The sequence below is a fragment of the Phyllobacterium sp. RCAM01083 genome (assembly GCF_055685835.1).
In genome coordinates this window covers 662,860-687,665 of sequence record NZ_JBVFZN010000005.1, presented here as the reverse complement: position 1 = coordinate 687,665, position 24,806 = coordinate 662,860, and the positions used below count along the sequence as shown (strand labels likewise).

Sequence of the window (24,806 nt, the reverse complement as noted above, 5' to 3'; positions counted from 1 at the left end):
ATGGATGGTTCAGGCGCAGTCAGCCAGGTGGGCTGCGCGTGACTTTGCAGGACTAGACCATATGAAACGGTTCATACACTTCGCGGCACTCGCCATGGGCACGCTGCTGTTGTCAACCCAGCTGGCAGCGGCCCAGTCGGACGTTTGCAGCCGCATGGAACAACGCCTGCGCGAACTCGACAATGATTTCGTCACGGATGAGTATGAGCTGAACCTGCGCCGCGACCGGGTGGAAGCTGCCATGGACGCCAACAATTGCTCGGCATCCTATGAGCCAGACCGCGAAGTCTTGCCGCGCGAAATCGAACCGCGCGACGGGGAGCCCCGGCGCCGCCCCTATGAAGTCCTCGGAGGCCAGCGGCCCGTTGACAACGAGCCGCTGGAAAGCACCGCGCCGGTTTACGGCGGACAATATCAGACGCTCTGCGTGCGCACCTGCGACGGCTATTATTTCCCCATTTCCTACGCGACCGGCGCGGAGAATTTCCACCGCGACGAAGCGCAGTGCCAGGCGCAATGCCCGGGCGCGAAACTGTTCTATCATTCGACCAACGGTGAAACCGTGGATCAGATGATTTCCCTGCGCGGCCAGGCCTATACGGATATGCCCAACGCGTTCAAATTCAGGAAAGTCGGCGCCAATGGCACGCCGCAATGTTCCTGCCAGCGCACGGCGGGCAATTACACCACGCTTGGAAATCCCAAGGAAATAGCCCGGCAACCGGCGGCGACTGCACCCGCGACGAAACCGGCGCCAGCACAAACACAGCCAGCACTCAAACCGGCGGAACCGATCAAACCTGTCGAGCCTGTCAAGGCCGAGCCATTGCCATCGGCAGAGCCGGCGAAAAACCCCGAACCGGCTGCGCCTGTGGTAGAGCCGGAGAAAAAACCGTCATCGATTATTCAGCTGGGGACACCCGCCGTGCCGAAAGTCGAAGCGGAACAACCGAAACCGCTGTCGCCAGACAAGCCGATCGATCCCAACCGCAAGGTCAGGGTCGTCGGGCCAACGTTCCTTCCCGACCAAGAAGGGGCAGTAAATCTGCGAGCTCCGGACCAGAAGCCAACCCGGTAAGGGCAATGCGCAGGGGCATGAACAACGGCTTGCCCTTGCGTCCGCTCTGAACCTTCACCGCTTCCGTCCACTGCTTCCAGGTCTCGCGGCTCCACGGCTCCTGCGGCAACACGTCAAAAGCCGCCGCTACGAAATCGCGGTCCTCTTCAGCAAGGACTTCGTCACTGACGGGACCGTCCTGAACGATCTTCCACCACAGCGCCGCATCGGCCACGCGCGTGAGATTGCCGCGCACGGCAAGCCAGAAGGCTTCGGCCTTGTCGCCGGTGATCCCCATGTCGCGCAGGCGTTCTTCAGCCACGTCGAACGGCATGGCGTGGATCAGCGTGCGGTTCAGCGTATCGAGTTCCGCCGGATCGAATTTCGAGGATGATTTCGATGTTGCCTTCGGATCGAAGATTGCGGCGAGCGATGCCATGTCAGGCATGGCGACCACATTCTCCGACGTTCCCGTCAGCACGGCGAGGCTGACCACGGCCATCGGCTCATAACCGTCGCGGCGCAGGCTGCCGACGGACAGGGCGCCGGTGCGCTTGGACAAGCCCTCGCCCGACACCGTCGTCAGCAGGTTGTGATGGCCAAGCGCCGGCGCCTTCGCACCCAGCGCTTCGAAAATGGAAATCTGCACGCCGCTGTTGGTGACGTGATCATCGCCGCGGATGATGTGCGTGATGCCCATGTCGATATCGTCGACCACGGAGGTCAGCGTGTAGAGATAGGTGCCGTCTTCGCGCACCAGCACCGGATCGGAAAGCGAAGCGAGATCGACGGTCTCTTCGCCGCGCACGATATCATCCCAGTGGACAATCGTGCGCGCGGGCGCGAACGGATCGTCCTTGAAGTTCGGCAGCAGGAAACGCCAGTGCGGGCGATGACCCTCGGCTTCGAGCTTGGCGCGATCCCCTGCCGTCAGTTTCAGCGCATCGCGGCCATAGACCGGCGGCAGGCGGCGCGCGAGCCGCAGCTTGCGCTTGCGTTCGAGCTCTTCCGGGGTCTCGTAGCAGGGATAAAGCACGCCGGCGGCTTTCAGCTTTTCAACGGCGGCATCGTAGAAGGCAAAGCGTTTCGACTGGTATTCGACCCGCACCGGCTTGATGCCAAGCCAATCAATATCAGCGGCGGTCGCTTCGGCATATTCGGTCTTCGAGCGCTCCACGTCGGTGTCATCGAAGCGCAGGATCAGTTGGCCATTGTGTTTCAGCGCGAACAGCCAGTTGAACAGGGCTGTGCGCGTGTTGCCGATGTGGATATAGCCGGTCGGAGATGGTGCAAAACGGACGGTGATGGTCATGCGTCGGGCATATCGGAACGACGCGTGAAGATCAATATGCGGACCATGAGGAGGTACGTTGCAAGACCGTCATGCGTCCTTCGACAAGCTCAGGATGAGGGAGACGGAAGGGTTGCAAGGCAATTGACGAAAGTCACAAAACCTCCGCTCCCTGCAAATCTCCAGCCTCCCTCATGGTGAGCCTGTCGAACCACGCACAATGATCACGCCGGCATTCTAGCCGTCATTGAGAACAAGACCCTTGGTCAGTTCCAGCGCCTGCCGTTCGAACAGGCTGCGGTAGATGCCGCCGTTCAGGCGGATCAGGGCTTCGTGGTTGCCCTCTTCCGCGATCCGGCCATGGTCGAAGACCAGCAGCCGGTCGAGGGCCCGCACCGTCGACAGCCGGTGCGCGATCACCAGGGTCGTCCGGCCCAGCATCAGCCGTTCCATGGCCTGCTGGATCAGCACTTCCGATTCCGAATCGAGGCTCGACGTTGCCTCGTCCAGGATCAGAACCGGCGCATCCGCGAGGAAAGCCCGGGCAATGGCGACGCGCTGACGCTCGCCGCCGGACAGCTTCACACCGCGTTCACCCACCAGCGTGCCATAGCCCTTCGGCAGGGCCATGATGAAGTCATGCGCGCTGGCCTGCCGGGCCGCTTCCTCGACCTCGCCCTGCGTGGCTGTCGGCCGCGCATAGGCGATGTTCTCGGCCAGCGTCCGGTGGAACAGGATGGGCTCCTGCTGCACGATGGCAATCTGCTGGCGCAGCGATGCCTGGGTGACGGTGGAAATATCCTGACCGTCGATCAGGATGTGCCCCGCCTTCACGTCGTGCAGGCGCTGGATCAGCTTGACGAACGTCGTCTTGCCCGAACCGGAGTGGCCGACAAGGCCGACGCGCTCACCCGCCCGGATCGCCACCGAGAACCGGTCATAGAGCGGTGCCCGGTGCGCCCCATAGTGGAACGTCACATTGTCGAACACGATCTTGCCATTGGTGATCTGGATCGGCTTGGCACCGGGCCGGTCATCAATGCCGAGCGGCTGACTCTGGATGTCAACAAGCTCTTCCATATCGTTGATCGAACGCTGCAAATTGCGGATGTGCATGCCGACTTCCCGCAGGTACCCCTGCAGGATGAAGAACGACGTCAGCACGAAGGTGATGTCACCCGCACTCGCCTGCCCCCTGGACCACAGCCACAGGGCAAAGCCGATGACCGATGCCCGCAGGATGAGCAGCAGCGAGCCCTGCGTCGTGCCGTTGCGGGTACCGCGGATCCACGTGCGCCGCGTCCGGTCCTGCCACTTGGCAAGAACTTTCAGCAGTCGTGCGTCCTCGCGCTTTTCCGCGCCGAAACCCTTCACCACCATGTTGCAGCTGACCGCATCGGCCAGCGAACCGCCGAGCTTGGTATCCCAGCGATTGGCAAGGCTCGCCATCGGCGCGACATAGCCGAGCGACATCGCCACCGTCACGCCGACGAACACGAGGGATCCCAGGCCGATGATGACGCCCATCATGGGCCAGTACCAGGCCATCAGCACGGTCGAGCCGACAAGCATGACCATGGACGGAAACAGGGCCACCAGCAGCGTATCGTTCAGCAGGTCAAGCGCCCACATGCCGCGCGTGATCTTGCGCACCGTCGAGCCGGCAAAGCTGTTCGCATGCCAGTCCGTCGAGAAACGCTGGACACGGAAAAAGGCGCCGGAAGCAATCTCCGACATCATTTTCAGCGTCAGCTTGACGATCGTCATGAAGGTGACGTGCCGCAGGATGATAGCGCCGAGCGACAGGGCCATCAGGGTCCAGAACGCAGCCATCGCCGCATCCCAGGCGATGGCATCCGTTGCCGCGCCGTTGACCACCGCGTCGACCAGCCGCCCCGAATAGAGCGGCGTCAGCACGTCGGCCAGTGTCGAGAGCAGCACTGCACCAAGAATGATAGCCAGACGCACCGGCTGCTTCTGCCAGTGAATCCAGGTGAATCCGAGAACGCTGCGGAAGGCTCCGCCGCGCAAGGCGTTACGTAAAAATGCCATGACGATCGTCCGGTGCCAAAACGCACCGGCCTCAAATATGAATTTCAGACGAGAATGCCGCGCAACAGAACGAGGGAATCAATGCGGCACAATTGGCTTGGCGACTTGCCTGAATACAGGAAAGGCCAATATCGGCGATGAGTGTTCTTGACCGGTGAAGTCAATTGAAAAGCCCTGGGGCTTTTCATCATCACATGTCAGGAACGGACGCCGCCCCGAGGGGACATTGAAACAGCTGCCATTCTAAACCTCCCGGGCTTGATTGCCGGAGAGATGGCTTATAGGTGAATCGCAATCACGCGCCAAGCGCCTATTTTTTGTGCAGCCGCTTTTCGAAATAAAGTGAGGCGCGATTGCAACACTAGACTTTAGTCGTAGTCAAAAACGACGGTTGCAGGGCGATCAGTGCGTGGTTCGACAAGCTCACCATGAGGGAGAGTGAGGATTGCAGCGTGTTATATTCTGCAACCTTTGCGATTGGCATTGCAGCCAGATCACCTCCCTCATGGTGAGCTTGTCGAACCACGCACCCGGCACATGCAATCGGTCCTACCCCCGATCGCGGAACTTGTTGGTGATGGGATAGCGCCGGTCGCGGCCGAAATTCTTCCGCGTCACCTTCACACCCGGCGCCGACTGCCGGCGCTTGTATTCAGCGAGATAGAGCAGGTGTTCGATCCGCTCGACCGTCTTGCGCTCATGGCCGCGCTCGACGATCTCGTCCACGCCCATCTCGTTCTCGACGAGGCATTCGAGAATGTCATCGAGCACCGGATAGGGAGGCAGCGAATCCTGATCCGTCTGGTTCTCACGCAATTCGGCGGAAGGCGCCTTGCTGATGATGTTTTCCGGGATGACGATACCCGATGGACCGAGGCCGCCGGCGGGCACGTTCCTGTTGCGCCATTCCGACATGGCGTAGACCTGCATCTTGTAGATGTCCTTGATCGGATTGTAGCCGCCGTTCATGTCGCCATAGAGCGTGGCATAGCCCACCGACATTTCCGACTTGTTGCCCGTCGTGACCACCATCGAGCCGAACTTGTTGGAGATTGCCATCAGGATCGTGCCACGGGCCCGGCTTTGCAGGTTTTCTTCGGTGATGCCCTCTTTCGTACCTTCGAATGTCGGCCCGAGCGCTTTCAGAAAGCCTTCCACCGGCTCGAAGATCGGCACGATGTCGTAGCGGCACCCCAGCGCCTTGGCGCAGTCTTCCGCATCCTTCAGTGAGTCCTTCGATGTATAGGTATACGGCATCATCACGGCGCGCAGCCGCTCCTCGCCCAGCGCGTCGACAGCCAGCGCCGCACAGATCGCCGAGTCAATGCCGCCGGAAAGACCGAGCACCACATCCTTGAAGCCGTTCTTGTTGACGTAGTCGCGCAGGCCCAGCATGCAGGCGCGATACTGCGCCTCCTCGCCTTCGGGGATTTTCGACATGGGGCCTTCCGAGCAGGACCATCCGCCCGCGCCGCGCCGCCACGTGGTGACAACAAGCTGTTCCTCGAACTGCGACATCTGGAACGCGATGTTTTTGTCCGGATTGAACGCAAACGACGCGCCGTCAAAAATCAGATCGTCCTGACCGCCGAGCTGGTTGGCGAAAATCAGCGGCAAACCGGTTTCAATCACCTGGCGCAGCACCACCTGATGGCGCACATCCACCTTGCCGTTGTAATAGGGCGAGCCATTGGGCACGCAGAGTATCTCCGCGCCGCTCTCCGCCAGCGTTTCACACACGCCAAGGTCGCCCCAGATATCCTCGCAGATCGGAATGCCGATGCGGATACCGCGGAAATTCACCGGTCCGGGCATCGGCCCCTGCTGGAACACCCGCTTCTCGTCAAACTCGCCATAGTTGGGCAGGTCGACCTTGAAGCGTTCCGCAATCACCTTGCCGCCGTCCAGCACCATGACCGAATTGTGCAGGCCGCTGTCGCGCCGCAGCGGCGTGCCGATAATCACCCCCGGTCCGCCGTCGGATGTATCGGCCGCAAATTCTATTGCCGCCTTTTCGCAGGCTTCGATGAAGGCTGTCTTCAGCACCAGATCTTCCGGCGGATAGCCTGAGATAAACAGCTCCGTGAACAGGATGAGATCGGCGCCCTGCCGCGCGGCGTCGGCCCGTGCTTCACGCGCTTTTGCCAGATTACCCTTGATGTCACCCAGGACAGGATTGAGCTGGGCGATGGCGATACGGAGGATGTCGGGATTTTTGCTCATATTGAACATATATCATTTCGCTGGAGATTAAACAATGCGACTCACACGCGGTTTCAGGAAAAAAATACGTGCCAGAGCGTATAGAACCAGACGATGGCGACGAGAACAACCGAGATCAGCACGGCCAGAGATCCGCAATCCTTGGCGATCTGGATATCGCGCTGGAAATCCCGCGACACGGCATTGCACGCAGCTTCAATACCGGTGTTCAGCACCTCGATCATGATCAGGATAAGCACCGAGCCGGTCAGAACCAGGAAAACCAGCACGGATGGCGCGATCGCCGCCGCGACGGGAATCGACAGGATGAAAAGGATGAGTTCCTGCTGAACCGCCTTTTCATGCACCGCCAGGTGCCTGAGCGCGCGCATGGAATTGACGAATGCCAGTATTAGCCGCTGCATGGTTTGCTCCCGTCCGTCCGTAACGGCAGCTATAAAGCCAGATCGGGCGGCGTCAATCCTTCACGCGTTCCCGGCCCCTCAGTCGACTGCCACGACGATACCGCCGCCGCTCGCCACATATTTCGGCAGATCGTCGCCGATTTCGTAATAGTCGCCCTTGTCGCCGACAAAAATATGCACTTCGCCCTTGAGACTGGTCGGCTTGTCGAACGATCCGGCCATCACCGAGATGTAGTCGAGATCATGGTGTTTCCAGAACATCACCGATCCGCAATTGCGGCAGAAACCGCGCGCCGCATATTCGCTGGCGGCATACCATTTGATGTTTTCCTCACCGGTGATGGTGATGGCATCCTTCTGGACATTCGTCGCCGCATAGAAATGGCCGGATTGCTTGCGGCACTGCGAGCAATGGCAATAGACGATCCCGCGCAGCTTGCCATGCGCCTTGAAGCGGATGCCTCCGCACAGACACGATCCACTATGCAATTCCGACATCAGGACAGCCTCCGCTCAACACAGAAAAAGATCAGGGTCCGGACCCTAGGCCCGGCGCCGGGCGGTGCCTTGCGCAATCACGTCTTCGGCGCCCGCACCAGCGACACGCGCAGAAGCGCGGCGCCAATCACCGCCGACAGGAGCGATCCGAGCAGCACGCCCAGCTTTGTTTCATCCTGCAGCAGGGGCGAATTCGCGTAGGCGAGAAGGCCAATGAACAGGCTCATGGTGAAGCCGATGCCGCACAACATCGAAACCCCATAGATCTGGAACCAGCTTGCTCCCGCCGGGCGTTCCGCCAGCCGCAACTTTATCGCCAGCAGTGCAAAGGCAAACACGCCGATCTGCTTGCCGACGAACAGGCCGGCCGCCACGCCAAGGGGGACGGGGTCGGCAAGGTTGGACAGCGAGACGCCACTGAAGGACACCCCCGCATTGGCAAAACCGAAGATCGGCACGATGGCAAAGCCGACCCAGGGCTGGATGGCATGCTCCAGCTTGAGCAGCGGCGATTCGGTTGCCCCCTGCCCGTCCTTGGCCCCGCGCATCGGAATGGTCAGCGCCAAAAGGACACCGGCCACCGTGGCATGCACGCCCGATTTGAGCACAAGAATCCACAGAATGACGCCGAGGACGAGGTAGGCCCAGAGCCGCACCATGCCGAGACGGTTCATGGCCATCAGGATGACGAAAACACCGGCGGCACCGGCAACGGCGGGAATATTCAGCCCGTCCGAATAGAACAGCGCGATGATGAGGACCGCGCCCAGATCGTCGATAATGGCAAGCGCCGTCAGGAAAACCTTCAGGGACAAAGGCACGCGCGAACCAAGCAGGGACAAGACACCGAGCGAGAAGGCGATATCCGTTGCCGACGGGATGGCCCAGCCCCGCGCCGTTTCGGTGCCGGCATTGAAGGCAAGGAAGATGGCCGCCGGAACGACCATGCCGCCGACGGCGGCGAAGCCCGGCAATGCGCGCCGCGACCAGCTGGACAACTGGCCGCTGATCATTTCACGTTTGATTTCCAGCCCGACCAGCAGGAAGAAGATCGCCATCAGCGCATCATTCACCCAGTGAAGAATACTCAGGCCGCCGACATAGGTCTTCAGAAGGCCGAAATAACCGTCACTGAGCGGTGAATTGGCAATGATCAGCGCCAGCGCGGCCACCACCATCAGGATGATGCCACCGGAGGCTTCGCTCTCGATGAAGGAACGGAAAGACGCTGTCAGGCGGATTCGGCGCGAAGGTTTTATTGTCATGGAACCTTGATAGAATCCAAAGACATAAATTTCCAGCCAAAACGGCCCGGCGTTCTGACAGATGCGTGATCAGGTCAGGGCTGTTACCCTGATCGACCAAAACAAAGGGCGGCCTCGAAAGGGCCGCCCTTGCCGTTCATGCCTGTTGTTCAGACGGATCAGCCGTTGACGGCGATCTTCTGCGGATGCGCGTTGCGCTCCTTCTTGAGAAGTTCTGCAACGAGGAACGCCAGCTCCAGCGCCTGGTCGGCGTTGAGGCGCGGATCGCAATGGGTGTGGTAGCGGTCCGACAGATCTTCCGCCGAAATCGCCCGTGCACCGCCCGTGCATTCCGTCACGTTCTTGCCGGTCATTTCGATGTGGATGCCACCGGGATAGGTGCCTTCCGCATGATGAACGGCAAAGAAGCCTTCGACTTCCTTCAGGATGCGGTCGAAGGGCCGTGTCTTGTAGCCATTGGCCGTGATCGTGTTACCATGCATCGGGTCACAGGACCAGACCACATCGCGGCCTTCCTTCTGCACGGCGCGGATCAGCTTGGGCAGATGGTCGCCCACCTTGTCATGGCCGAAACGGGCAATGAGGGTCAGGCGGCCGGGTTCGTTTTCCGGGTTGAGCAGGTCGATCAGCCTGATCAGACCATCGGGCTCCAGCGATGGGCCGCACTTGAGGCCAAGCGGGTTCTTGATGCCACGGCAGTATTCCACATGGGCATGGTCCGGCTGGCGCGTACGGTCGCCGATCCAGATCATGTGGCCCGACGTGCCATACCAGTCACCGGAGGTGGAATCCACGCGGGTCAAAGCTTCCTCATAGCCAAGCAGCAAGGCCTCGTGGCTGGTGTAGAAATCCGTCTCGCGCAGCGTGTGGTTGGTTTCCGACGTGATGCCGACGGCACGCATGAAGTCCATCGTATCGGAAATCGTACGGGCGAGTGACTCATAGCGCTCGCCCTGCGGGCTGTCCGACACGAAACCGAGCATCCACTGGTGCACGTTCTCGAGGTTGGCATAGCCGCCCTGGGCAAAAGCGCGCAGAAGGTTCAGCGTTGCGGCCGACTGGCGATAGACCATTTCCTGGCGGTTCGGATCGGGGATGCGGGCAGCCTCGGTGAACTCCATGCCATTGATGATGTCACCGCGGTAGACCGGCAGCTCGATACCGTCCTTGGTTTCCGTATCGGCAGAGCGCGGCTTGGCGAACTGACCGGCAATGCGGCCGATTTTCACGACCGGCTGCGATGCGCCGAAGGTCAGGACAACCGCCATCTGCAGGAACACGCGGAAAAAGTCGCGGATGTTGTCCGCGCCATGCTCGGCAAAGCTCTCGGCACAGTCGCCGCCCTGCAACAGAAAACCCTGCCCTTTGGACACGGCTGCGAGCTGGCGCTTCAGCTTTCGCGCCTCACCTGCAAAAACCAGCGGTGGATAGGTACGAAGACGGCCCTCGACATCGCTCACAGCCTGAGCGTCCGGATAAAAAGGCGCCTGCTTGATTGGCTTGCCTCTCCAGGAAGTCGGTGTCCAGTTCTTCGTCATTATTGCACCTGTTTTCTATTGTCCGCACTGGGTAGCGGTGGTTTGCGTTTTCCGGTTGCTCCGGAAGGCGCTCATATAGTGGAAATATCCCTATTATACCAGTCCCGTTAAGGTTTGTGGCGGAAACACGAAATCGAGATTGTCGCAGGCGGCATTTTGATTTACGTTAACGTTAAAGTCAAAGTTGGAGCGGCCGATGCGCGACATTGCTTTTCAAGCCTCTGATGGCTTTCCCCTGCATGGCACCATGTTTGACGGAAAAGGCACCGGGCCGGCGGTCCTGATCTCCTCCGCCGCCGCCGTTCCCAACACATTCTACCGGCACTTTGCCCGTCAGCTGCTCGATTGCGGCGCCTCCACGGTGCTCACCTACGATTATCGCGGCGTCGCGAAATCCGGAACGCCGAAGGGATGGACCACGCGCCTCGGCATGAAAGACTGGGGCGTGCTTGATTTTCCCGCGGCAGTCGATATTCTCCGGCGCGCGGCGGGTGACAGGCCGCTGGTGGGCATCGGCCATTCCTATGGCGGCCTGGCGCTTGGCCTCAGCAACCGGTCTTCCGACTTTGCCCGCTATACATCGCTTGCCTCGCTCTCCGGCTATTACCGCTATACGGCCGAACCGTTTTCCGTCTTTGCCAAGATGAACTTCCTTGCCCTGCCCCTGGCGCTCTCGCTCGGACGCGTGCCCAAATGGAGCGGTATCGGCGAGGAACTTCCCGGCAGTGTCTTCCAGGACTGGGCACGCTGGTGCCGCAATCCCAATTTCCTTTTCGGGGACGCCAAAACACCGGAGTCGAAGCATTTTCAGTCGGTGCGCACGCCCCTCCTCGCCGTCGGATTGACCGATGATCCCTGGGGTACGCCGAAGGCAATCGATCACCTTTTGACCCATTACTGCAATGCGCCGACAAACCAGCTGTGGCTATCCCCGCAACAATCGACAGGCGGCGCAATCGGCCACCTCGGCTTTTTCCGCAAACACCATACGGCCACGCTGTGGCCGCCCGTCATCGACTGGCTGCTGCACGGGAAGGTGCCGCACGGCGCAACGCACCGCGCCGAACAACGCGTTGCCTGAAGGAATGCCTTGATGTCTCAGGCGTAGGGCGTGCCCGCCATCGCGGCTTTCAGGCCGAGGGTTCCCTGGTCAACAAGCCTGAGAAAGACGGCTGTCGCTTCCCGTGCATCCTGTTTCAGCCGGAAGGAGCGGTGCGCCTGGATAAAGGCCGTCGTCCATGTCGCCAGAAGCAGCCCGGCGGCCAGATCGGCATCAGGATCGGCTGGTTCCCGCCCCGCGCTTTCGGACAGGGCCAGACTGATGGTCTGCGCAAGCTCGTCACGGATCGCTCTCGCCCGGGCTTTCAGGGTTTCACTGCCCTCGATCGTCGCCATGAAGGCCTGGCTCCTGACCGAAAACCTGAGATAGGGAACGTCCTCCGCAGCCAGCCGGTGTGCCAGCAGGCGCAATGTCTCGACCGGGGTGACGCCGGGCTCGCGCCGCTGCAACGCGTCGCGCAGCATCTCGCGTCCCTCTTCCTCGCGATCGAAGAACATGTCCTCCTTGCGGGGAAAATGATTGAACACCGTCATCCGCCCGACATCGGCGGCGGACGCAATCTCGTCCACCGTCACATGATCGAAGCCACGCTGCATGAAAAGCCGGGTGGCGGCGATGGAGATGCTTTGCCGGGTGGCGAGGCGCTTACGGGATCGGCGGTCGGATGGCACTGTCATGTCATCGCTGATAGCACGATTTATATACTGAGTACAATTTTGTATTGACACGAAGTGCCGGATAATCCCATATAAATGTACTGAGTACATATTAGGATCAAGTATATGATAAATGACATTGATATCGTGGTCGTGGGAGCCGGCCCCGTCGGGCTCCTCACCGCCATTGAACTGACTTTGGGCGGTGCGCGCGTTCTGGTGCTGGAGCGCCTCGCCGCGCCGAGCCTGGAAATGAAGGCCGGCGGGCTCGGACCATTGGGGCTTGAGACGTTGCAGCGGCGCGGCATGACGGCCGCCGTCGCCGCAGCTGAGGCGAGCAGTTTCGCGGCGATGGCGCAGTTCGGCCGGGACCCGCGGGCCAAAGGATCGAAATACAGCGGCCATTTCGCCGGCCTCTCCCTGATCCGGAAGGATGCGCAGACAGAGCCGGAACGGCGCGCCCGCCCCGTGGACCAGCAGGCCCTCGAAGCCATGCTGGCCGACCGCGCACGCGCGCTTGGGATCGAGGTCCGCCGCGGCTGCGATGTCACCGGCTTCACCTCGCAGACGCATGACATTGACGTGGAATGGACATCTCCGGCAGGCACGGATCGTGTTCGCTGCGCCTATCTCGTCGGTTGCGACGGGGGACGCAGTTCGATCCGCAAGATGGCCGGTTTCGATTTCCCCGGCACGCCGCCCTCATCAACCTTCTACCAGGCCGTTGCCGATATCGATCATCCCGACCGCCTCGCACCGATGGGTTGGCGGCGCACATCGGGCGGTATCTTCTCCTACGGGCCGTTCCCCGGCCGGCTGGTGATGATCGAATTCACCGGTACGCCGCAGGACCGGCAGGCGCCGGTCACACCGGAGGAGATCGAAGCGGTTCTGCGCCGTGTCAGCGGCGCCGATGTCCGCGTCAAGGCGCTCGAAAGCGGCAGCCGGTGGACTGACAACACGCGGCTTGTCGACACCTACCGCAAAGGCCGGGTGCTGCTGGCCGGCGATGCGGCGCATATCCATACGCCGTTCGGCGGCCAGGGTTTGAGCCTCGGGCTCATGGATGCCACCAATCTCGGCTGGAAGCTCGCCGCCGTCATTCGCGGCGAGATGCCGGAAAGCCTGCTCGATACCTATACGGACGAGCGGCGCCCCGTTGCCGAAGCCGTTCTGGCAAACACGCTTGCCCAGATGGCCATCATGCGGCCCGATCCGCAGGCGGGCGCGATGCGGGACATCATCGTCAACCTCATGCAGTTCGATGACGTCAACCGCTTCATTGGCGAGATGATGAGCGGCCTCTCCATCCGCTACGATCTCGGCTCGGAACGGGACGCGGTTGGCCGTCTGACGGGCGACCGGCCGGTCGGCCCCGGCGATGCCGGGACCTCGCTCTACGATCTGATGCAGGATGGCATGGGTGTTCTTCTCGATGCCTCCGCCGGAGGGAAGGCTTCCAGCTTCGTTGCCGCCCGCACAGGAAGGGTGCGGTGCGTCGCCGTCGATGCAGGACCTTCCCTGCTGATCCGTCCGGATGCCTGCATTGCCTGGGCGGGTGACGACGACAGCACGGACGGTTTGGAGCAGGCACTCCGGCGCTGGTTCGCGCCATCGCTACCGTGATCCCGCCCGGTTCGAGCCTTTACAGCAGCAAAGGCTCGATATCAGTCGATGCGCACGCCGTCGACGATCCGGTATGTCGGCTTGTACATCGTCACAAGTTCCTCGGCGGCAGTCGGATGCACAGCCATCGTCCTGTCGAAATCTTCCTTGGTGCATCCAGCCTTCATGGGAATGGCCAGGAGCTGTGCCATTTCGCCCGCATCGGGCCCGAGAATGTGCGCGCCGACAACTTTCCGGCTGTCTGCATCGACAATCAGCTTCATCAGCATCTTTTCCGTGCTGCCGGACAGCGTATTGCGCATCGGGCGGAACACCGCCCGGTACACCTCGACCGCTTTGAATGTGCGCGCCGCATCCTGCTCGGTCAGGCCGACAGTACCGATCTCCGGCTGCGAAAACACCGCCGTTGCAATCAGCGCGTGGTCCGGCTTCGTCGGATTGTTCTTGAAGGCGGTCTCAAGGAAGCACATGGCTTCGTGAATGGCGACAGGCGTCAATTGCACCCGGTTGGTGACATCGCCGACCGCCCAGATGTTTTCCCTGCTCGTGCGGGAATAGCCATCCACCTTGATCGCACCCGTCTCATCCACGGCAACACCGGCCGCTTCGAGACCGAGCGATGCCGTGTTCGGTACGCGGCCGATGGCCAGCATCACCTGATCGGCAACAATCGCATCGCCGCCGGACAGATGCACCCGTTTGCGGCCATCATCCTGGCGTTCGACCCTGGTGATGATTTCCGCGCAACGGATATGAATGCCCTTTTCCGCCATGGCCGCATGCAGCATGTGGCGCAGATCCTGATCGAAGCGCGACAATATCTCCTTGCCGCGATAGACAAGCGTGGTGTCGACGCCAAGGCCATGGAAAATATTGGCGAATTCCACCGCGATATAGCCGCCGCCTTCGATGACAATGGCTTTCGGCAGCGTATCCAGATGAAACGCTTCATTCGAGCTGATGCAGAATTCATTGCCCGGCAGCGAGGGATGCGGGCTTGGGTGACCGCCGACGGCGATCAGGATCTGGTCAGCGGTCACCCGCTTGCCGGTCTTGAGAATTTCGATCGTATGATCGTCGATCAGCAGGGCGCGGCTCTCGAAAATCTCCACGTCGGAGTTTTCCAGCCCCTTGCGATAAAGCCCTTCCAGACGGGCGATCTCGCGGTCCTTGTTGGCGATCAGCGTCGGCCAGTCAAAGGTGCTCTTGCCAACGGTCCAGCCATAGCCCGCCGCCGCATCGAAATGTTCCTGGAATTGCGAGGCATAGACGAAGAGCTTTTTGGGCACGCAGCCGCGAATGACGCATGTGCCGCCCATGCGGTATTCCTCCGCCAGCCCGACCCGCTTGCCCATGGCACCCGCCAGGCGTCCCGCGCGCACGCCGCCGGACCCGCCGCCGATGACAAAGAGGTCATAGTCATAGGTCGCCATTTGCACTCACTCCGAATCTGTTCCGCTGCTGATCACCTTATATGGGTTTATAGCGTCGCTTTAAAAGAACAAAGCCCGGCTTGGACACCGGGCTTTGCAAACAGTCAGGAAGCGGAAAGGATCAGGGCTTCGGCTTGGCAGGCGCTGCCGGCTTGGCCGGAGCCTTTGCCGGGGCTTTGGCAGGCGCTTCCGGCGCAGCCGGTGCTTCAGGCGCGGGTGCCGGCGTTACCGGTGCTGTCGCCGCGGCGGCCGCAACGACCTTTTCGGCCACAGCCTGCGCGAGATCGCGGGCAATACCGGCGCGCCAGATGCTGGCGGCCTTCAACACTTCGCGCATTGCGATTGGGTCTTCAGACAGGAATTTCTTGCCGGCAGGAGAATTGTAAAAGCCGGTGATGGCGTTCAGCTCTTCTTCCGAAAACGACACGGCATAAGCACGGGCAGCTTCGTTTTCGAGATCAGCGCGACGCGCCGCCAGGGCCAATGCCTGCTCGTCCACGGTGGAGCTGATGATGGACTCAAGATTGGGATCCTTATCGATCAGCTGAACTTTCAAGTTCTGTGCCGCATCTGGCAAAATCCCGTCAAACATATCCGTCTTCTTCATCGCTGCAATTGCAGCGCGAGCGGCAGCAAGATGTGATGCGGTGATTTCCTGCGCCTGCGCGGTACAAAGACTGCCCAGCATGATCGCGATAGACAGAGGTGCAATCAAACGGCGAAAGCCAGTTGCTCGGTTCATGGATTTATTGCTCCGTTTTTCTCAAGACTTTGCCTGTCAAGGCTGTGTTCGTGTTCGTATGCCGTCAGCACCGGCCAGAATAGCCACGCGCGCCAGCCCTAGAAATAGTCCATGCTCCACAACGCCCGGTATGGCGTGCAGAGCGTTTGATAACGCTCTTGTATCCGGAATGCGGCCAAAAGATGCATCCAGGATCAAATGCCCGCCGTCTGTAACAAATGCTTCGCCTCCCGTCATCCTCAATGTAACGGAACCGGACAGATCAAGCGCCGCAGCAGCTTTTTCGATGGCGATCTGCGTTGCCGCAAGGCCGAAACGGTTCACTTCAATCGGCAACGGGAACCTGCCGAGCACCTCGACATTCTTCGACTCATCCGCAATCACCAGCATTTGCGCCGACGCGGCAGCCACGATCTTTTCACGCAGCAGTGCGCCGCCGCCGCCCTTGATCAAGGCAAGTTCCGGGCCGATCTCGTCGGCGCCGTCAATGGTCAGGTCCAGCTCCGGCGTTTCTTCCAGTGTGGTCAGCCTGACGCCAAGCTCCTGGCACAGCGCAGCCGTGCGTTCCGACGTCGGCACACCGATGACATCAAGGCCCGCGGCGACTTTTTCCGCCAGAAGGCGCACAAATTCTTCGGCCGTGGAGCCGGTGCCGATGCCCAGGCGCATGCCATCTTTGACATAGGTCAGCGCTTCGGCAGCCGCCTTGATCTTCAGTGTCCTGGCATCCATCCTTGGCGCCCTCTCCCTGCTTTGACTTGACACTAGTGGTCCTATTCTGACATTCGCATATGGCGCGTGATGTCAAATGGGATGCGAATGTCACATTCGTTCCACTTGGCTCCCTAACACGTCAGACAGACGGGTCAAGGCTCGATACATGATTTCGCCCTATACATAAGCGGATCGTACCACGCCTGAAATGCATAAATCGCGGAACTCCTCATCCGAACCTTAAAATCGCAGGTGCACAGAATGTCCAAACCTATTGTTGTTTTCGATCTCGATGGCACCCTGGTCGATACCGCCCCGGACTTGCTCGACAGTCTCAACCACTGCCTCGAAGCGGCCGGCATGCAGAAAGTAGACCCGGTTGCGCTGCGCCGTTATGTCGGGCAAGGCGGCCGCGTGATGATCGAACGGGCGTTCGAGGCACAGCAGAAAATTCTCAGCCCGGAACAGCTCGACTGGCTGGTCGGTCTTTTCCTTGAGCACTACGGCAAGAACATGCCCGGCCACTCCGCGCTTTACGACGGCGTGGAAGATGTGATGAACAATCTTGCCAAGGCCGGCTACCTCCTTGCCGTGTGCACGAACAAGTTCGAGGGCCTGTCCGTCAGCCTGCTGACGGCGCTCGGCCAGCAGCAGCGCTTTGCCGCCATATGCGGATCCGATACGTTCGCGTTCCGCAAACCCGATCCCCGCCATCTCTTCGAGACCATCGCCAAGGCGGGCGGCGACCGCGACCGCGCCCTGATGATCGGCGACAGCCGGACGGACATCGACACGGCCAAAGCCGCGGGCATTCCCGTGATTGCGGTGGATTTCGGTTATTCCGACCTGCACGTGTCGAGCTACGAACCAAGCAAGGTCATTTCACACTATCGTGAATTGAACCTCGACCTCGCCGAACGTCTGATCAACGCGGTCAATGCCTGATTTGGCTTGAATCGGAAAGGCTTAGCTTTCCCGACGGCACGTGCCCGAAGATCCGGGATGGAACAAAGTCTGCAATCATGCGTTGCATATTTTGGTCGATACCACGCCCATGGGTGTAGTATCCGCAGCGTATTCGCGCATTCATGACAACGAAGATGTGCATCTTCGGGATTTCAGGAGGAAATATGAGAAAGCTTGTTTCGTTGTTCACTGCGGCCGTCATGTCGATCGGCATGGTTTCCGCAAGCTCCGTGGCCAGTTATTCCGCCCCGATGGTGCCCTTGTCCATCGAAGGCTCGAGTCCCGTCAAGGAAGTACGGGATCGCGGCAACTGGCATAAGCGCCATGGCTGGCGCGGCGGCGGTCATTGGCGCGGCAATCGCGGCTGGCATGGTAATCGCGGCTGGCACGGCAACCGGGGATATCGCGGCGACCGCTACTGGTACAGAGGCCATCGCGGATATCGCGACTACCGTCCCGGCTATCGGTACTATAACGGCGCATGGTTCCCGCTGGCTGCCTTTGCGGGCGGTGTGATCATCGGCAACGCCGTCAACAATGACCGCGTTGTCAGACGCGGCTCGAGCTATCACACACGCTGGTGCTACAATCGCTACCGGTCCTACCGGGCGTATGACAATACATACCAGCCCAACAATGGCCCGCGCCGCCAGTGTGTTTCGCCATAAGGCGGAACAGAACGCGCTTGATTCACGACCCCGGTCACCGTTGTGACCGGGGTCGTACTGATGCATTGCCGCCTATGCTTTAGACGGAAGTAGCAGCCAATTTGCCTCAAATTCGCAACCATTGCCCATTTTTTGGGCGATTATCCGCGTTGCAGCGTAAATAGCGGAATGTGCTTGCATTTTTTTCCCAACGCGCTTGAATGATCGTGTGTGAAGGGGATTATGAGTGAAGCCATTTGATGAGATGATCAAAACCGGCGGTCAGGTACGCCCGCCATATGAACAACTGCAATGCTGGCTTAATACCCAGAACCCGGAAAGGTTTGCGCAGAAGGCGCGCGATGCAGAAAATGTCTTCCGCAAAACCGGGATCACCTTCGCCGTCTACGGCGATGAGGAAGCGGCAGAACGCCTGATCCCCTTCGATATCATCCCGCGCATCATCACCGGCAATGAATGGCGCCGCCTGTCGCAGGGCATCGAACAGCGTGTGATGGCCCTCAACGCCTTTCTCGACGACATCTACCACCGCCAGGAGATCATCCGCGCGGGCCGCATCCCGCGGGAATTGTTCACCCACAACGATGCCTTCCTGCCGGAGATGGTCGGCTTCCGCCCGCCCGGCAATGTCTATACCCACATTATCGGCGTCGACATCGTCCGGACCGAAGAAAACCAGTTCTACGTTCTCGAAGACAATGCCCGCACGCCATCAGGCGTTTCCTACATGCTGGAAAACCGCGAAACGATGATGCAGCTGTTTCCGGAGCTGTTCCAGCAGATCAAGGTACGGCCCGTCGAAACCTATCCCAAGCAGTTGCGCCAGTCCCTGGCGGCCGTCGCGCCGCCCGGCTGCAACGGCACGCCGACCATCGCCGTCCTGACCCCCGGCATCTACAACTCAGCCTATTTCGAACACGCCTTCCTGGCCGACCAGATGGGGGTCGAGCTCGTCGAGGGCAGCGACCTCAAGATCGAGAATGGCAAGGTGGTGATGCGGACCACGGAAGGCAACCGCGCCATCGACGTGCTGTACCGGCGTGTCGATGACTCCTTCCTCGATCCCCTCACCTTCCGCCGCGATTCCGCGCTCGGTGTTGCCGGCATCATGGATGTCTACCGCTCCGGCAACATCACCATCGCCAATGCCCCCGGCACAGGCATCGCCGACGACAAGGCGCTCTATTCCTATATGCCGGAGATCGTCGAGTTCTATACCGGACGCAAGGCAATCCTAGAGAATGTGCCGACGCACCGCTGTTCGGAACCGGATACGCTGAAATATGTCCTGGAAAACCTTGCCGATCTTGTCGTCAAGGAGGTTCACGGCTCCGGCGGCTACGGCATGCTGGTCGGGCCGGCGGCCACCAAGCAGGAACGCGAGGATTTCGCGCTGAAACTCAAGGCCAATCCGAAAAACTACATCGCCCAGCCGACGCTTGCCCTGTCGACGACGCCGATTATGACGGAAAAGGGCCTGGCGCCACGCCACGTCGATCTGCGCCCTTTCGTTCTCGTATCCGACCGCATCCGCATCACGCCGGGCGGCCTGACCCGCGTGGCGCTGAAGGAAGGCTCGCTCGTTGTCAATTCCAGCCAGGGAGGCGGGACAAAGGACACCTGGGTTCTCGACGACTGACCACTCTGAATGGGGAATGAGGGCTGCCACAGACGGCCCCATCAAGAAATAAAAGAGGGATACAACCAAAACATGCTTCTTGGTCGCACCGCGAATGGTCTCTACTGGATGTTCCGCTATATCGAGCGGGCAGAGAATATGGCACGCCTGATCGATGCCGGTTTGCGGATGGCTTTGACGAAAACCTCCGATGCGCCGGAGGAATGGTCCTCCGTGCTGATGAGCGCCGGGGTGAAAATCGGCTACGACGCGAAATACGGCGAATACAACGCCAGCCTGGTCTCGGATTTTCTGCTGCGCGACCTCGGCAATCCGTCCAGCGTGATGTCCTGCATCGAAACAGCCCGCTCCAATGCCCGCATGGTGCGCACGGCCCTCACCCGCGAAGCCTGGGAAAGCGTCAATGAAACCTGGATGATCCTCAAATCGACACTCGCCGACGCGGTTCCCGAAACGGATCTTCCGCGCGTCCTCGACCAGATCAAGCGTGAAACCGCCATCATCCGCGGTGCCTTCCACGGCACGATGCTGCGCAACGAGATTTTCAATTTCGCCCGCATCGGCACGTTCATCGAACGGGCCGACAACACGGCGCGCATTCTCGACGTGAAATATTACGTGCTGCTGCCGTCGATTTCCTATGTCGGCACGACACTCGACAATTTTCAGTGGGAGTCGATCCTGCGCTCGGTCTCGGCCCACCGCTCCTATCGCTGGGTCTACGATGTCGAATACAATCCGGTGAACATCGCCGATTACCTGATCCTCAATTCGCGCATGCCGCGCTCGCTGAATTTCTGTTACTCGAATATCGTCGACAATCTCACGTTTCTCGCCAATGATTACGGCAAGCGGCACGAGTGCCACGACATGGCGGAAAGCATCATGACACGGCTCGAAAACAACGACATCCGCACCATCTTCGACAACGGCCTGCATGAGTTTCTCAGTGACCTGATCTATCAGACATACGGCCTGGGCAGCAAAATTGCCGAAGCCTACAATTTCGATTGAACGCCATGCTCCTGACCATCAAACACACCTCGCGCTACCAGTATGATTTCCCGGTGCAGTATGCTGTCCAGCGTTTGCGCCTGCACCCCTCAAGCTCGCCCGGCCAGAAGGTCATCGACTGGACCGTGACTGTTCACGGCGCCGAGCAGGAAGCGAATTACCGCGACGGTTACGGCAACCGGACGCAGCTCGTGCGGCTTGACCGCGATGCGAGGGAACTGGTCATCGAGGCTGCGGGCCAGGTGGAGACGGAAGACCGCTCCGGCGTGCTCGGCAAGGTCTATAATTTCATGCCGATCTGGCTCTATGAGCGTGAAACCGCACTGACGAAGCCGGGGGATGCCGTCCGCCAGCTTGCAGCCAGCCTGAACGTCAAGGACGACAAGCTGGCGCTCATGCATGAGCTGATGGACACGCTGCACAATGCCGTCGCCTATACGCCGGGCACCACCGACATCGCCACGACAGCCGAAGAGGCGCTGACACTGGGAACGGGTGTCTGCCAGGACCACACCCATGTTTTCCTCGCCGTCGCCCGTGTCCTGAAAATTCCTGCCCGCTATGTCTCGGGCTATCTCATGATGCTCGACAGTATCGAACAGACCGCCACCCATGCCTGGGCGGAAGCCCATATTGACGGGCTCGGCTGGGTTGGTTTCGATGCCGCCAACAACATCTGCCCGAACGAGCATTATGTGCGCATCGCCTGCGGCCTTGACTACAATGAAGCGTCGCCCATTTCCGGCATGCGCTTCGGCCCGGGCATGGAATCGCTTGCCGTGGACCTCAATGTAGAGCAGTAATCGCCGGGATTTTTTAAATTCGGGATTCGCTATGACCTATTGCGTCGGGCTTAAATTGGATCGTGGTCTTGTGTTCATGTCGGACACCAGAACAAATGCCGGCGTCGACAACATCTCCACGTTCAAGAAGATGTACACATGGGCAAAGCCCGGTGACCGTGTCATCACGCTTCTGTCCGCAGGCAATCTTGCCACGACGCAGACCGTCATCAGCATTCTCAACGAACGCACCAAGATTCCATCCGAGCGGGCGCCGTCGATCTTCGACATGCCCTCGATGTTCCAGACGGCGAAGCTGGTGGGCGATACGATCAAGAATGTGATCCACGATGTGGATTCCAATGGCCAGCGTGCGGATTCCTTCGGCGCCTCGATCATTCTGGGCGGGCAGATCAAGGGCGGCGAGCCGCGCCTGTTCCTGATCTATCCCGAAGGCAACTTCATTGAATCCTCACCCGACACGCCGTTCTTCCAGATCGGCGAGCACAAATACGGCAAGCCGATCATCGTGCGTTCCTACGATCCGGCCATGACATTCGAGGAAGCAACCAAACTGCTGCTGGTGTCCTTCGATTCCACCCTGAAATCCAACCTGTCGGTCGGCCTGCCCCTGGACATGCAGTTTTACGCGGCGGACAGCCTCAAACTGGGCTTTGAAAAGCGCATCGAGCGCAATGACCCCTATTACGAGGCCATTTCCGACGGTTGGTCGCAGGCTCTCAAACTGGCGTTCCAGAGCCTGCCGACATTCAGGATCGATTAGCTGCAAAATCTTGGGTGCGTGGTTCGCCCTTCGACAAGCTCAGGAAGCTCACCATGAGGGACGTGGCGGGTTGTATGGAGCTATTTCTGCAACCATTGCGATTGGCATTGCAACCCGCCACGTCCCTCATGGTGAGCTTCCTGAGCTTGTCGAAGGGCGAACCACGAACCACGCACCACCACCCGCAAACCGGTAGCTTACAGCTTTGCCGTCGTCTGCGGAACGTCCGCCTGGCGCACCGCCGTCGTCTTGACGATGGCCTTCTCCATGTAGAGATCGCGCTGATAGACGTCGTCGAAATACTGGATGGCGCCGGTCCTGGCATCCGGCCACGCGGTGAAATACGAGACGTAGACCGGCAGCGGGTCCTTGACCCGGACGCTGCGCTCGTTCTTGCCGAAATACTGGTTCAGCTCCTCGACCGGCACGCCGAGCACGGCAGCAGCCATGTCGCGCGGACGTTCCAGACGGATGCAGCCGTGGCTGAGCGCCCGCATATCCCGCTTGAAGTAGGACTTTGCCGGCGTGTCGTGCATGTAGATGTCATGGCTGTTGGGGAACAGGATCTTCAGCTCGCCCAGCGCATTGTCGAGGCTTGGCTTCTGGCGGATGCCGACACCGCCGCCGCTGGATGCGACCTGCGCCCAGTCCACCGCACTTGATGGAATCACACGGCCGGACTTGTCGTAGACCTCGTAACCGCTGTTCTCGAGATAAGAGGGGTTATTGAGAATTTTCGGCATCATCTCATTGAGAATGATCGACCGCGGCACGCCCCAGGACGGGTTGAACACCACGGTCTGAATCGTGTTGTCGAAAAAGTAGGTCTGGTTGGTCGGCGAACCCACCACGATGTTCATCGCCAGCTTTTCCGCGTTGTCGTCAAAATACTGCGCGCGATAGGCAGGCTGGTTGATGAAGACGTAGCGCTTGCCGAAATCGTGCGGCAGCCAGCGCAGGCGCTCCATGGAGTAGAGAATGCGGTCGCGCTTGGAACTATTGGTCTCGCCCTGCAGCGAACTGATGGTGCCGCGCCCGATCACGCCATCGGGCTTCTTGCCCTGGCTGGTCTGGAAATCCTTGATCGCCTCGACCAGGCTCGGGTCGTAAACCGTCGCATTCTCATGTTCCTGCAGCACGGCTTCATGCTTGGCGAGAAAATCCTTCGGCGCCTTCGCCTTGATCAAGGCGACCACGTTGCGGATTTCCGGGTTTTCCTCGCCGGGACGGATCATGGTGCCGGGCGCAACGCGCACCGTCGGCTCGGCGCTGGTCCCGCCAAGCTCATGCAGATTCTGCTTCAGCTCCGCATACCATTTGTTCTGCGGTTCAAAACTCTTGAGCAGCGCAGCGGCATCATTGGTCGACGCAAGCTGCTCGATCACCGCACGCGGCTTGACCCGGTCAACGGCGAAATCATGGAACCCGCTCAGCCGGTTCGGATTGATGCGCCCGTCACCCTGGTCCATCGCATAGCGCAGCGCCCGCGCCGACATGGTCAGTTCGAAATCCGCCAGTTCCTTCAGCCGCGCCGGAATGTTGGCCCGGTCATAATCATCGCTCGGCAGCTTGACCGCATAATCCTTTGGATCAAGCCCGTCGGCGCCCGCCGCGTTGAACACCGCCGCAACCGCCTTGGCCTTGGCGGAAACATCATAGGAGGACGTCCAGATGGGCTGCTGCTTCAGGGCATAATAGGCAACGATAGCGTCCGCTATGTCCTTTTCCGCCAGAATATGGGCTTCCCTGATCTGCTCGAACTTCAGGCCGAACTGTTCCAGTGGAATCTGCGGTGCGGCATCCCGGTTCTGATTGGCCGATGCCGTCAGTTGCAGGTCGATCTTGGAAAAATCCACCCGCACCAGCCCATCGGGTTTGTAATCGTAATTCTTCGGCGCGGTCACCGTCACGCGCTTGACGGGCGCTGCCCGGGCAACGGGCTGCTGCCGCGGCAGTTCAGGCTTCGGCGCATAGACCGGCTGTGCCTGGACGCGGCGGCTGCCAAACAGGAAATCCATCAAATTGTCGGCGGCCAGTGCCGGAGACATGGAAATGGCTGTGGCCGACAACATGGCAGCTACAAAAATCGCATGCTTTTTCGAATTGGAATTCATAATGCTCGCCCAGATGGTACAGTCACGCCCGCAACGGATGCAGGCCACGAATGGTGATTCACAGCCAGTTTCGCCGCATCCTATTTACAATCTTTTAACAATAACCCGCCCCTTCGATTTATATTCGCGCGCACCGCTCGAGCACCGTGATGATGGCTATCGGCTCATTTAACGCAATTCACCGCAGCTTTCACAACGATTCGCGCATCACGCCCCTGACCCAATCAATTCTTTTGCAGAACATGCAATAATGTCACAGCTCAAGTGACGCGAAACTTGA

The 24,806-nt window shown here is 60.0% G+C and carries 22 protein-coding genes; 10 read left to right on the top strand and 12 right to left on the bottom strand.

Annotation, left to right across the window (positions count from 1 at the left end):
* Positions 1-61: 61 nt before the first annotated feature.
* Positions 62-1,078 carry a DUF2865 domain-containing protein gene (locus ACZ25R_RS09980; RefSeq protein ID WP_472460877.1) on the top strand — a complete coding sequence of 339 codons (1,017 nt, stop codon included), beginning with the start codon at positions 62-64 and terminating at the stop codon, positions 1,076-1,078.
* Here the strand turns inward: ACZ25R_RS09980 and gltX are convergent.
* From gltX to ACZ25R_RS09945, 7 genes are all read right to left on the bottom strand, one after another.
* Positions 996-2,369 (bottom strand): glutamate--tRNA ligase, encoded by a 1,374-nt coding sequence (gene gltX / locus ACZ25R_RS09975; RefSeq protein ID WP_472460876.1) that lies wholly within the window; start codon positions 2,367-2,369, stop codon positions 996-998. The genes ACZ25R_RS09980 and gltX overlap by 83 nt on opposite strands.
* A 216-nt stretch (positions 2,370-2,585) precedes the next feature.
* Positions 2,586-4,400, bottom strand: a complete 1,815-nt coding sequence (locus tag ACZ25R_RS09970) for an ABC transporter ATP-binding protein (protein WP_472460875.1) — start codon at positions 4,398-4,400, stop codon at positions 2,586-2,588.
* A gap of 549 nt (positions 4,401-4,949) precedes the next feature.
* Positions 4,950-6,623 carry an NAD+ synthase gene (locus ACZ25R_RS09965; protein ID WP_472460874.1) on the bottom strand — a complete coding sequence of 558 codons (1,674 nt, stop codon included), beginning with the start codon at positions 6,621-6,623 and terminating at the stop codon, positions 4,950-4,952.
* 53 nt (positions 6,624-6,676) lie between these two features.
* The gene (locus tag ACZ25R_RS09960; RefSeq protein ID WP_223612923.1) at positions 6,677-7,027 is read right to left on the bottom strand and encodes a diacylglycerol kinase; all 351 of its coding nucleotides are present in this window, start codon (positions 7,025-7,027) and stop codon (positions 6,677-6,679) included.
* A gap of 78 nt (positions 7,028-7,105) precedes the next feature.
* Positions 7,106-7,525 carry a GFA family protein gene (locus tag ACZ25R_RS09955; RefSeq protein WP_472460873.1) on the bottom strand — a complete coding sequence of 140 codons (420 nt, stop codon included), beginning with the start codon at positions 7,523-7,525 and terminating at the stop codon, positions 7,106-7,108.
* 77 nt (positions 7,526-7,602) lie between these two features.
* Positions 7,603-8,790: a Na+/H+ antiporter NhaA gene (gene nhaA, locus ACZ25R_RS09950; protein ID WP_472460872.1), complete on the bottom strand. Its 1,188-nt coding sequence runs from the start codon at positions 8,788-8,790 to the stop codon at positions 7,603-7,605.
* 158 nt (positions 8,791-8,948) lie between these two features.
* Positions 8,949-10,328, bottom strand: coding sequence for a class II 3-deoxy-7-phosphoheptulonate synthase (locus tag ACZ25R_RS09945; RefSeq protein WP_223612920.1), 1,380 nt, complete (start codon positions 10,326-10,328; stop codon positions 8,949-8,951).
* A gap of 196 nt (positions 10,329-10,524) precedes the next feature.
* On the opposite strand from ACZ25R_RS09945, the gene ACZ25R_RS09940 reads away from it, so the two are divergent.
* Complete coding sequence (locus tag ACZ25R_RS09940) at positions 10,525-11,409, top strand: alpha/beta hydrolase family protein (protein WP_472460871.1); 885 nt, start codon at positions 10,525-10,527, stop codon at positions 11,407-11,409.
* A gap of 17 nt (positions 11,410-11,426) precedes the next feature.
* On the opposite strand, the gene ACZ25R_RS09935 is transcribed toward ACZ25R_RS09940, so the two are convergent.
* Positions 11,427-12,065, bottom strand: coding sequence for a TetR/AcrR family transcriptional regulator (locus ACZ25R_RS09935; RefSeq protein WP_472460870.1), 639 nt, complete (start codon positions 12,063-12,065; stop codon positions 11,427-11,429).
* Positions 12,066-12,170: 105 nt separating this feature from the next.
* Here ACZ25R_RS09935 and ACZ25R_RS09930 point away from each other — a divergent pair, with 105 nt between their 5' ends.
* Positions 12,171-13,670 (top strand): FAD-dependent oxidoreductase, encoded by a 1,500-nt coding sequence (locus ACZ25R_RS09930; RefSeq protein ID WP_472460869.1) that lies wholly within the window; start codon positions 12,171-12,173, stop codon positions 13,668-13,670.
* Positions 13,671-13,711: 41 nt separating this feature from the next.
* Here ACZ25R_RS09930 and gor read toward each other — a convergent pair whose 3' ends face one another.
* The 3 genes from gor to rpiA all read right to left on the bottom strand — a co-directional run bounded on the left by gor (position 13,712) and on the right by rpiA (position 16,577).
* Positions 13,712-15,103, bottom strand: coding sequence for a glutathione-disulfide reductase (gor, locus tag ACZ25R_RS09925; protein WP_472460868.1), 1,392 nt, complete (start codon positions 15,101-15,103; stop codon positions 13,712-13,714).
* A gap of 121 nt (positions 15,104-15,224) precedes the next feature.
* Positions 15,225-15,845 carry a DUF2059 domain-containing protein gene (locus tag ACZ25R_RS09920; protein WP_403176289.1) on the bottom strand — a complete coding sequence of 207 codons (621 nt, stop codon included), beginning with the start codon at positions 15,843-15,845 and terminating at the stop codon, positions 15,225-15,227.
* A gap of 36 nt (positions 15,846-15,881) precedes the next feature.
* On the bottom strand, positions 15,882-16,577 hold the full coding sequence (gene rpiA, locus ACZ25R_RS09915) for a ribose-5-phosphate isomerase RpiA (protein WP_472460867.1): 696 nt from the start codon (positions 16,575-16,577) through the stop codon (positions 15,882-15,884).
* Positions 16,578-16,820: 243 nt separating this feature from the next.
* On the opposite strand from rpiA, the gene ACZ25R_RS09910 reads away from it, so the two are divergent.
* From ACZ25R_RS09910 to ACZ25R_RS09885, 6 genes are all read left to right on the top strand, one after another.
* The gene (locus ACZ25R_RS09910; protein WP_288192508.1) at positions 16,821-17,504 is read left to right on the top strand and encodes an HAD family hydrolase; all 684 of its coding nucleotides are present in this window, start codon (positions 16,821-16,823) and stop codon (positions 17,502-17,504) included.
* Between the two features lie 185 nt (positions 17,505-17,689).
* Positions 17,690-18,193, top strand: a complete 504-nt coding sequence (locus tag ACZ25R_RS09905) for a BA14K family protein (RefSeq protein ID WP_472460866.1) — start codon at positions 17,690-17,692, stop codon at positions 18,191-18,193.
* Between the two features lie 226 nt (positions 18,194-18,419).
* Positions 18,420-19,832: a circularly permuted type 2 ATP-grasp protein gene (locus tag ACZ25R_RS09900; protein WP_223612911.1), complete on the top strand. Its 1,413-nt coding sequence runs from the start codon at positions 18,420-18,422 to the stop codon at positions 19,830-19,832.
* Positions 19,833-19,904: 72 nt separating this feature from the next.
* Positions 19,905-20,846 carry an alpha-E domain-containing protein gene (locus ACZ25R_RS09895; protein ID WP_472460865.1) on the top strand — a complete coding sequence of 314 codons (942 nt, stop codon included), beginning with the start codon at positions 19,905-19,907 and terminating at the stop codon, positions 20,844-20,846.
* A 5-nt stretch (positions 20,847-20,851) separates the two neighbouring features.
* Positions 20,852-21,649 carry a transglutaminase family protein gene (locus tag ACZ25R_RS09890; protein WP_472460864.1) on the top strand — a complete coding sequence of 266 codons (798 nt, stop codon included), beginning with the start codon at positions 20,852-20,854 and terminating at the stop codon, positions 21,647-21,649.
* A 31-nt stretch (positions 21,650-21,680) separates the two neighbouring features.
* Positions 21,681-22,412 carry a proteasome-type protease gene (locus ACZ25R_RS09885; protein WP_472460863.1) on the top strand — a complete coding sequence of 244 codons (732 nt, stop codon included), beginning with the start codon at positions 21,681-21,683 and terminating at the stop codon, positions 22,410-22,412.
* Positions 22,413-22,609: 197 nt separating this feature from the next.
* Here ACZ25R_RS09885 and ACZ25R_RS09880 read toward each other — a convergent pair whose 3' ends face one another.
* Entirely contained in the window at positions 22,610-24,484 is a 1,875-nt protein-coding gene (locus ACZ25R_RS09880) for a L,D-transpeptidase family protein (protein ID WP_472460862.1), read from the bottom strand.
* On the opposite strand from ACZ25R_RS09880, the gene ACZ25R_RS09875 reads away from it, so the two are divergent.
* A complete protein-coding gene (locus tag ACZ25R_RS09875; RefSeq protein ID WP_472460861.1) occupies positions 24,465-24,698 on the top strand; it encodes a hypothetical protein in 234 nt (77 codons plus the stop codon). The genes ACZ25R_RS09880 and ACZ25R_RS09875 overlap by 20 nt on opposite strands.
* Positions 24,699-24,806 lie beyond the last annotated feature (108 nt).

Bases quoted from the DNA above. Each gene is read 5' to 3' on its own strand.
- ACZ25R_RS09935 (WP_472460870.1), bottom strand. From the start codon at position 12,065: ATGACAGTGCCATCCGACCGCCGATCCCGTAAGCGCCTCGCCACCCGG.
- ACZ25R_RS09980 (WP_472460877.1), top strand. From the start codon at position 62: ATGAAACGGTTCATACACTTCGCGGCACTCGCCATGGGCACGCTGCTG.
- ACZ25R_RS09920 (WP_403176289.1), bottom strand. From the start codon at position 15,845: ATGAACCGAGCAACTGGCTTTCGCCGTTTGATTGCACCTCTGTCTATC.
- ACZ25R_RS09955 (WP_472460873.1), bottom strand. From the start codon at position 7,525: ATGTCGGAATTGCATAGTGGATCGTGTCTGTGCGGAGGCATCCGCTTC.
- ACZ25R_RS09885 (WP_472460863.1), top strand. From the start codon at position 21,681: ATGACCTATTGCGTCGGGCTTAAATTGGATCGTGGTCTTGTGTTCATG.
- ACZ25R_RS09875 (WP_472460861.1), top strand. From the start codon at position 24,465: ATGGCTGTGGCCGACAACATGGCAGCTACAAAAATCGCATGCTTTTTC.
- ACZ25R_RS09960 (WP_223612923.1), bottom strand. From the start codon at position 7,027: ATGCAGCGGCTAATACTGGCATTCGTCAATTCCATGCGCGCGCTCAGG.
- ACZ25R_RS09905 (WP_472460866.1), top strand. From the start codon at position 17,690: ATGAGAAAGCTTGTTTCGTTGTTCACTGCGGCCGTCATGTCGATCGGC.
- ACZ25R_RS09890 (WP_472460864.1), top strand. From the start codon at position 20,852: ATGCTCCTGACCATCAAACACACCTCGCGCTACCAGTATGATTTCCCG.
- nhaA (WP_472460872.1), bottom strand. From the start codon at position 8,790: ATGACAATAAAACCTTCGCGCCGAATCCGCCTGACAGCGTCTTTCCGT.
- ACZ25R_RS09930 (WP_472460869.1), top strand. From the start codon at position 12,171: ATGATAAATGACATTGATATCGTGGTCGTGGGAGCCGGCCCCGTCGGG.
- ACZ25R_RS09895 (WP_472460865.1), top strand. From the start codon at position 19,905: ATGCTTCTTGGTCGCACCGCGAATGGTCTCTACTGGATGTTCCGCTAT.
- ACZ25R_RS09970 (WP_472460875.1), bottom strand. From the start codon at position 4,400: ATGGCATTTTTACGTAACGCCTTGCGCGGCGGAGCCTTCCGCAGCGTT.
- gltX (WP_472460876.1), bottom strand. From the start codon at position 2,369: ATGACCATCACCGTCCGTTTTGCACCATCTCCGACCGGCTATATCCAC.
- rpiA (WP_472460867.1), bottom strand. From the start codon at position 16,577: ATGGATGCCAGGACACTGAAGATCAAGGCGGCTGCCGAAGCGCTGACC.
- ACZ25R_RS09910 (WP_288192508.1), top strand. From the start codon at position 16,821: ATGTCCAAACCTATTGTTGTTTTCGATCTCGATGGCACCCTGGTCGAT.
- ACZ25R_RS09880 (WP_472460862.1), bottom strand. From the start codon at position 24,484: ATGTTGTCGGCCACAGCCATTTCCATGTCTCCGGCACTGGCCGCCGAC.
- ACZ25R_RS09965 (WP_472460874.1), bottom strand. From the start codon at position 6,623: ATGAGCAAAAATCCCGACATCCTCCGTATCGCCATCGCCCAGCTCAAT.
- ACZ25R_RS09945 (WP_223612920.1), bottom strand. From the start codon at position 10,328: ATGACGAAGAACTGGACACCGACTTCCTGGAGAGGCAAGCCAATCAAG.
- ACZ25R_RS09940 (WP_472460871.1), top strand. From the start codon at position 10,525: ATGCGCGACATTGCTTTTCAAGCCTCTGATGGCTTTCCCCTGCATGGC.
- gor (WP_472460868.1), bottom strand. From the start codon at position 15,103: ATGGCGACCTATGACTATGACCTCTTTGTCATCGGCGGCGGGTCCGGC.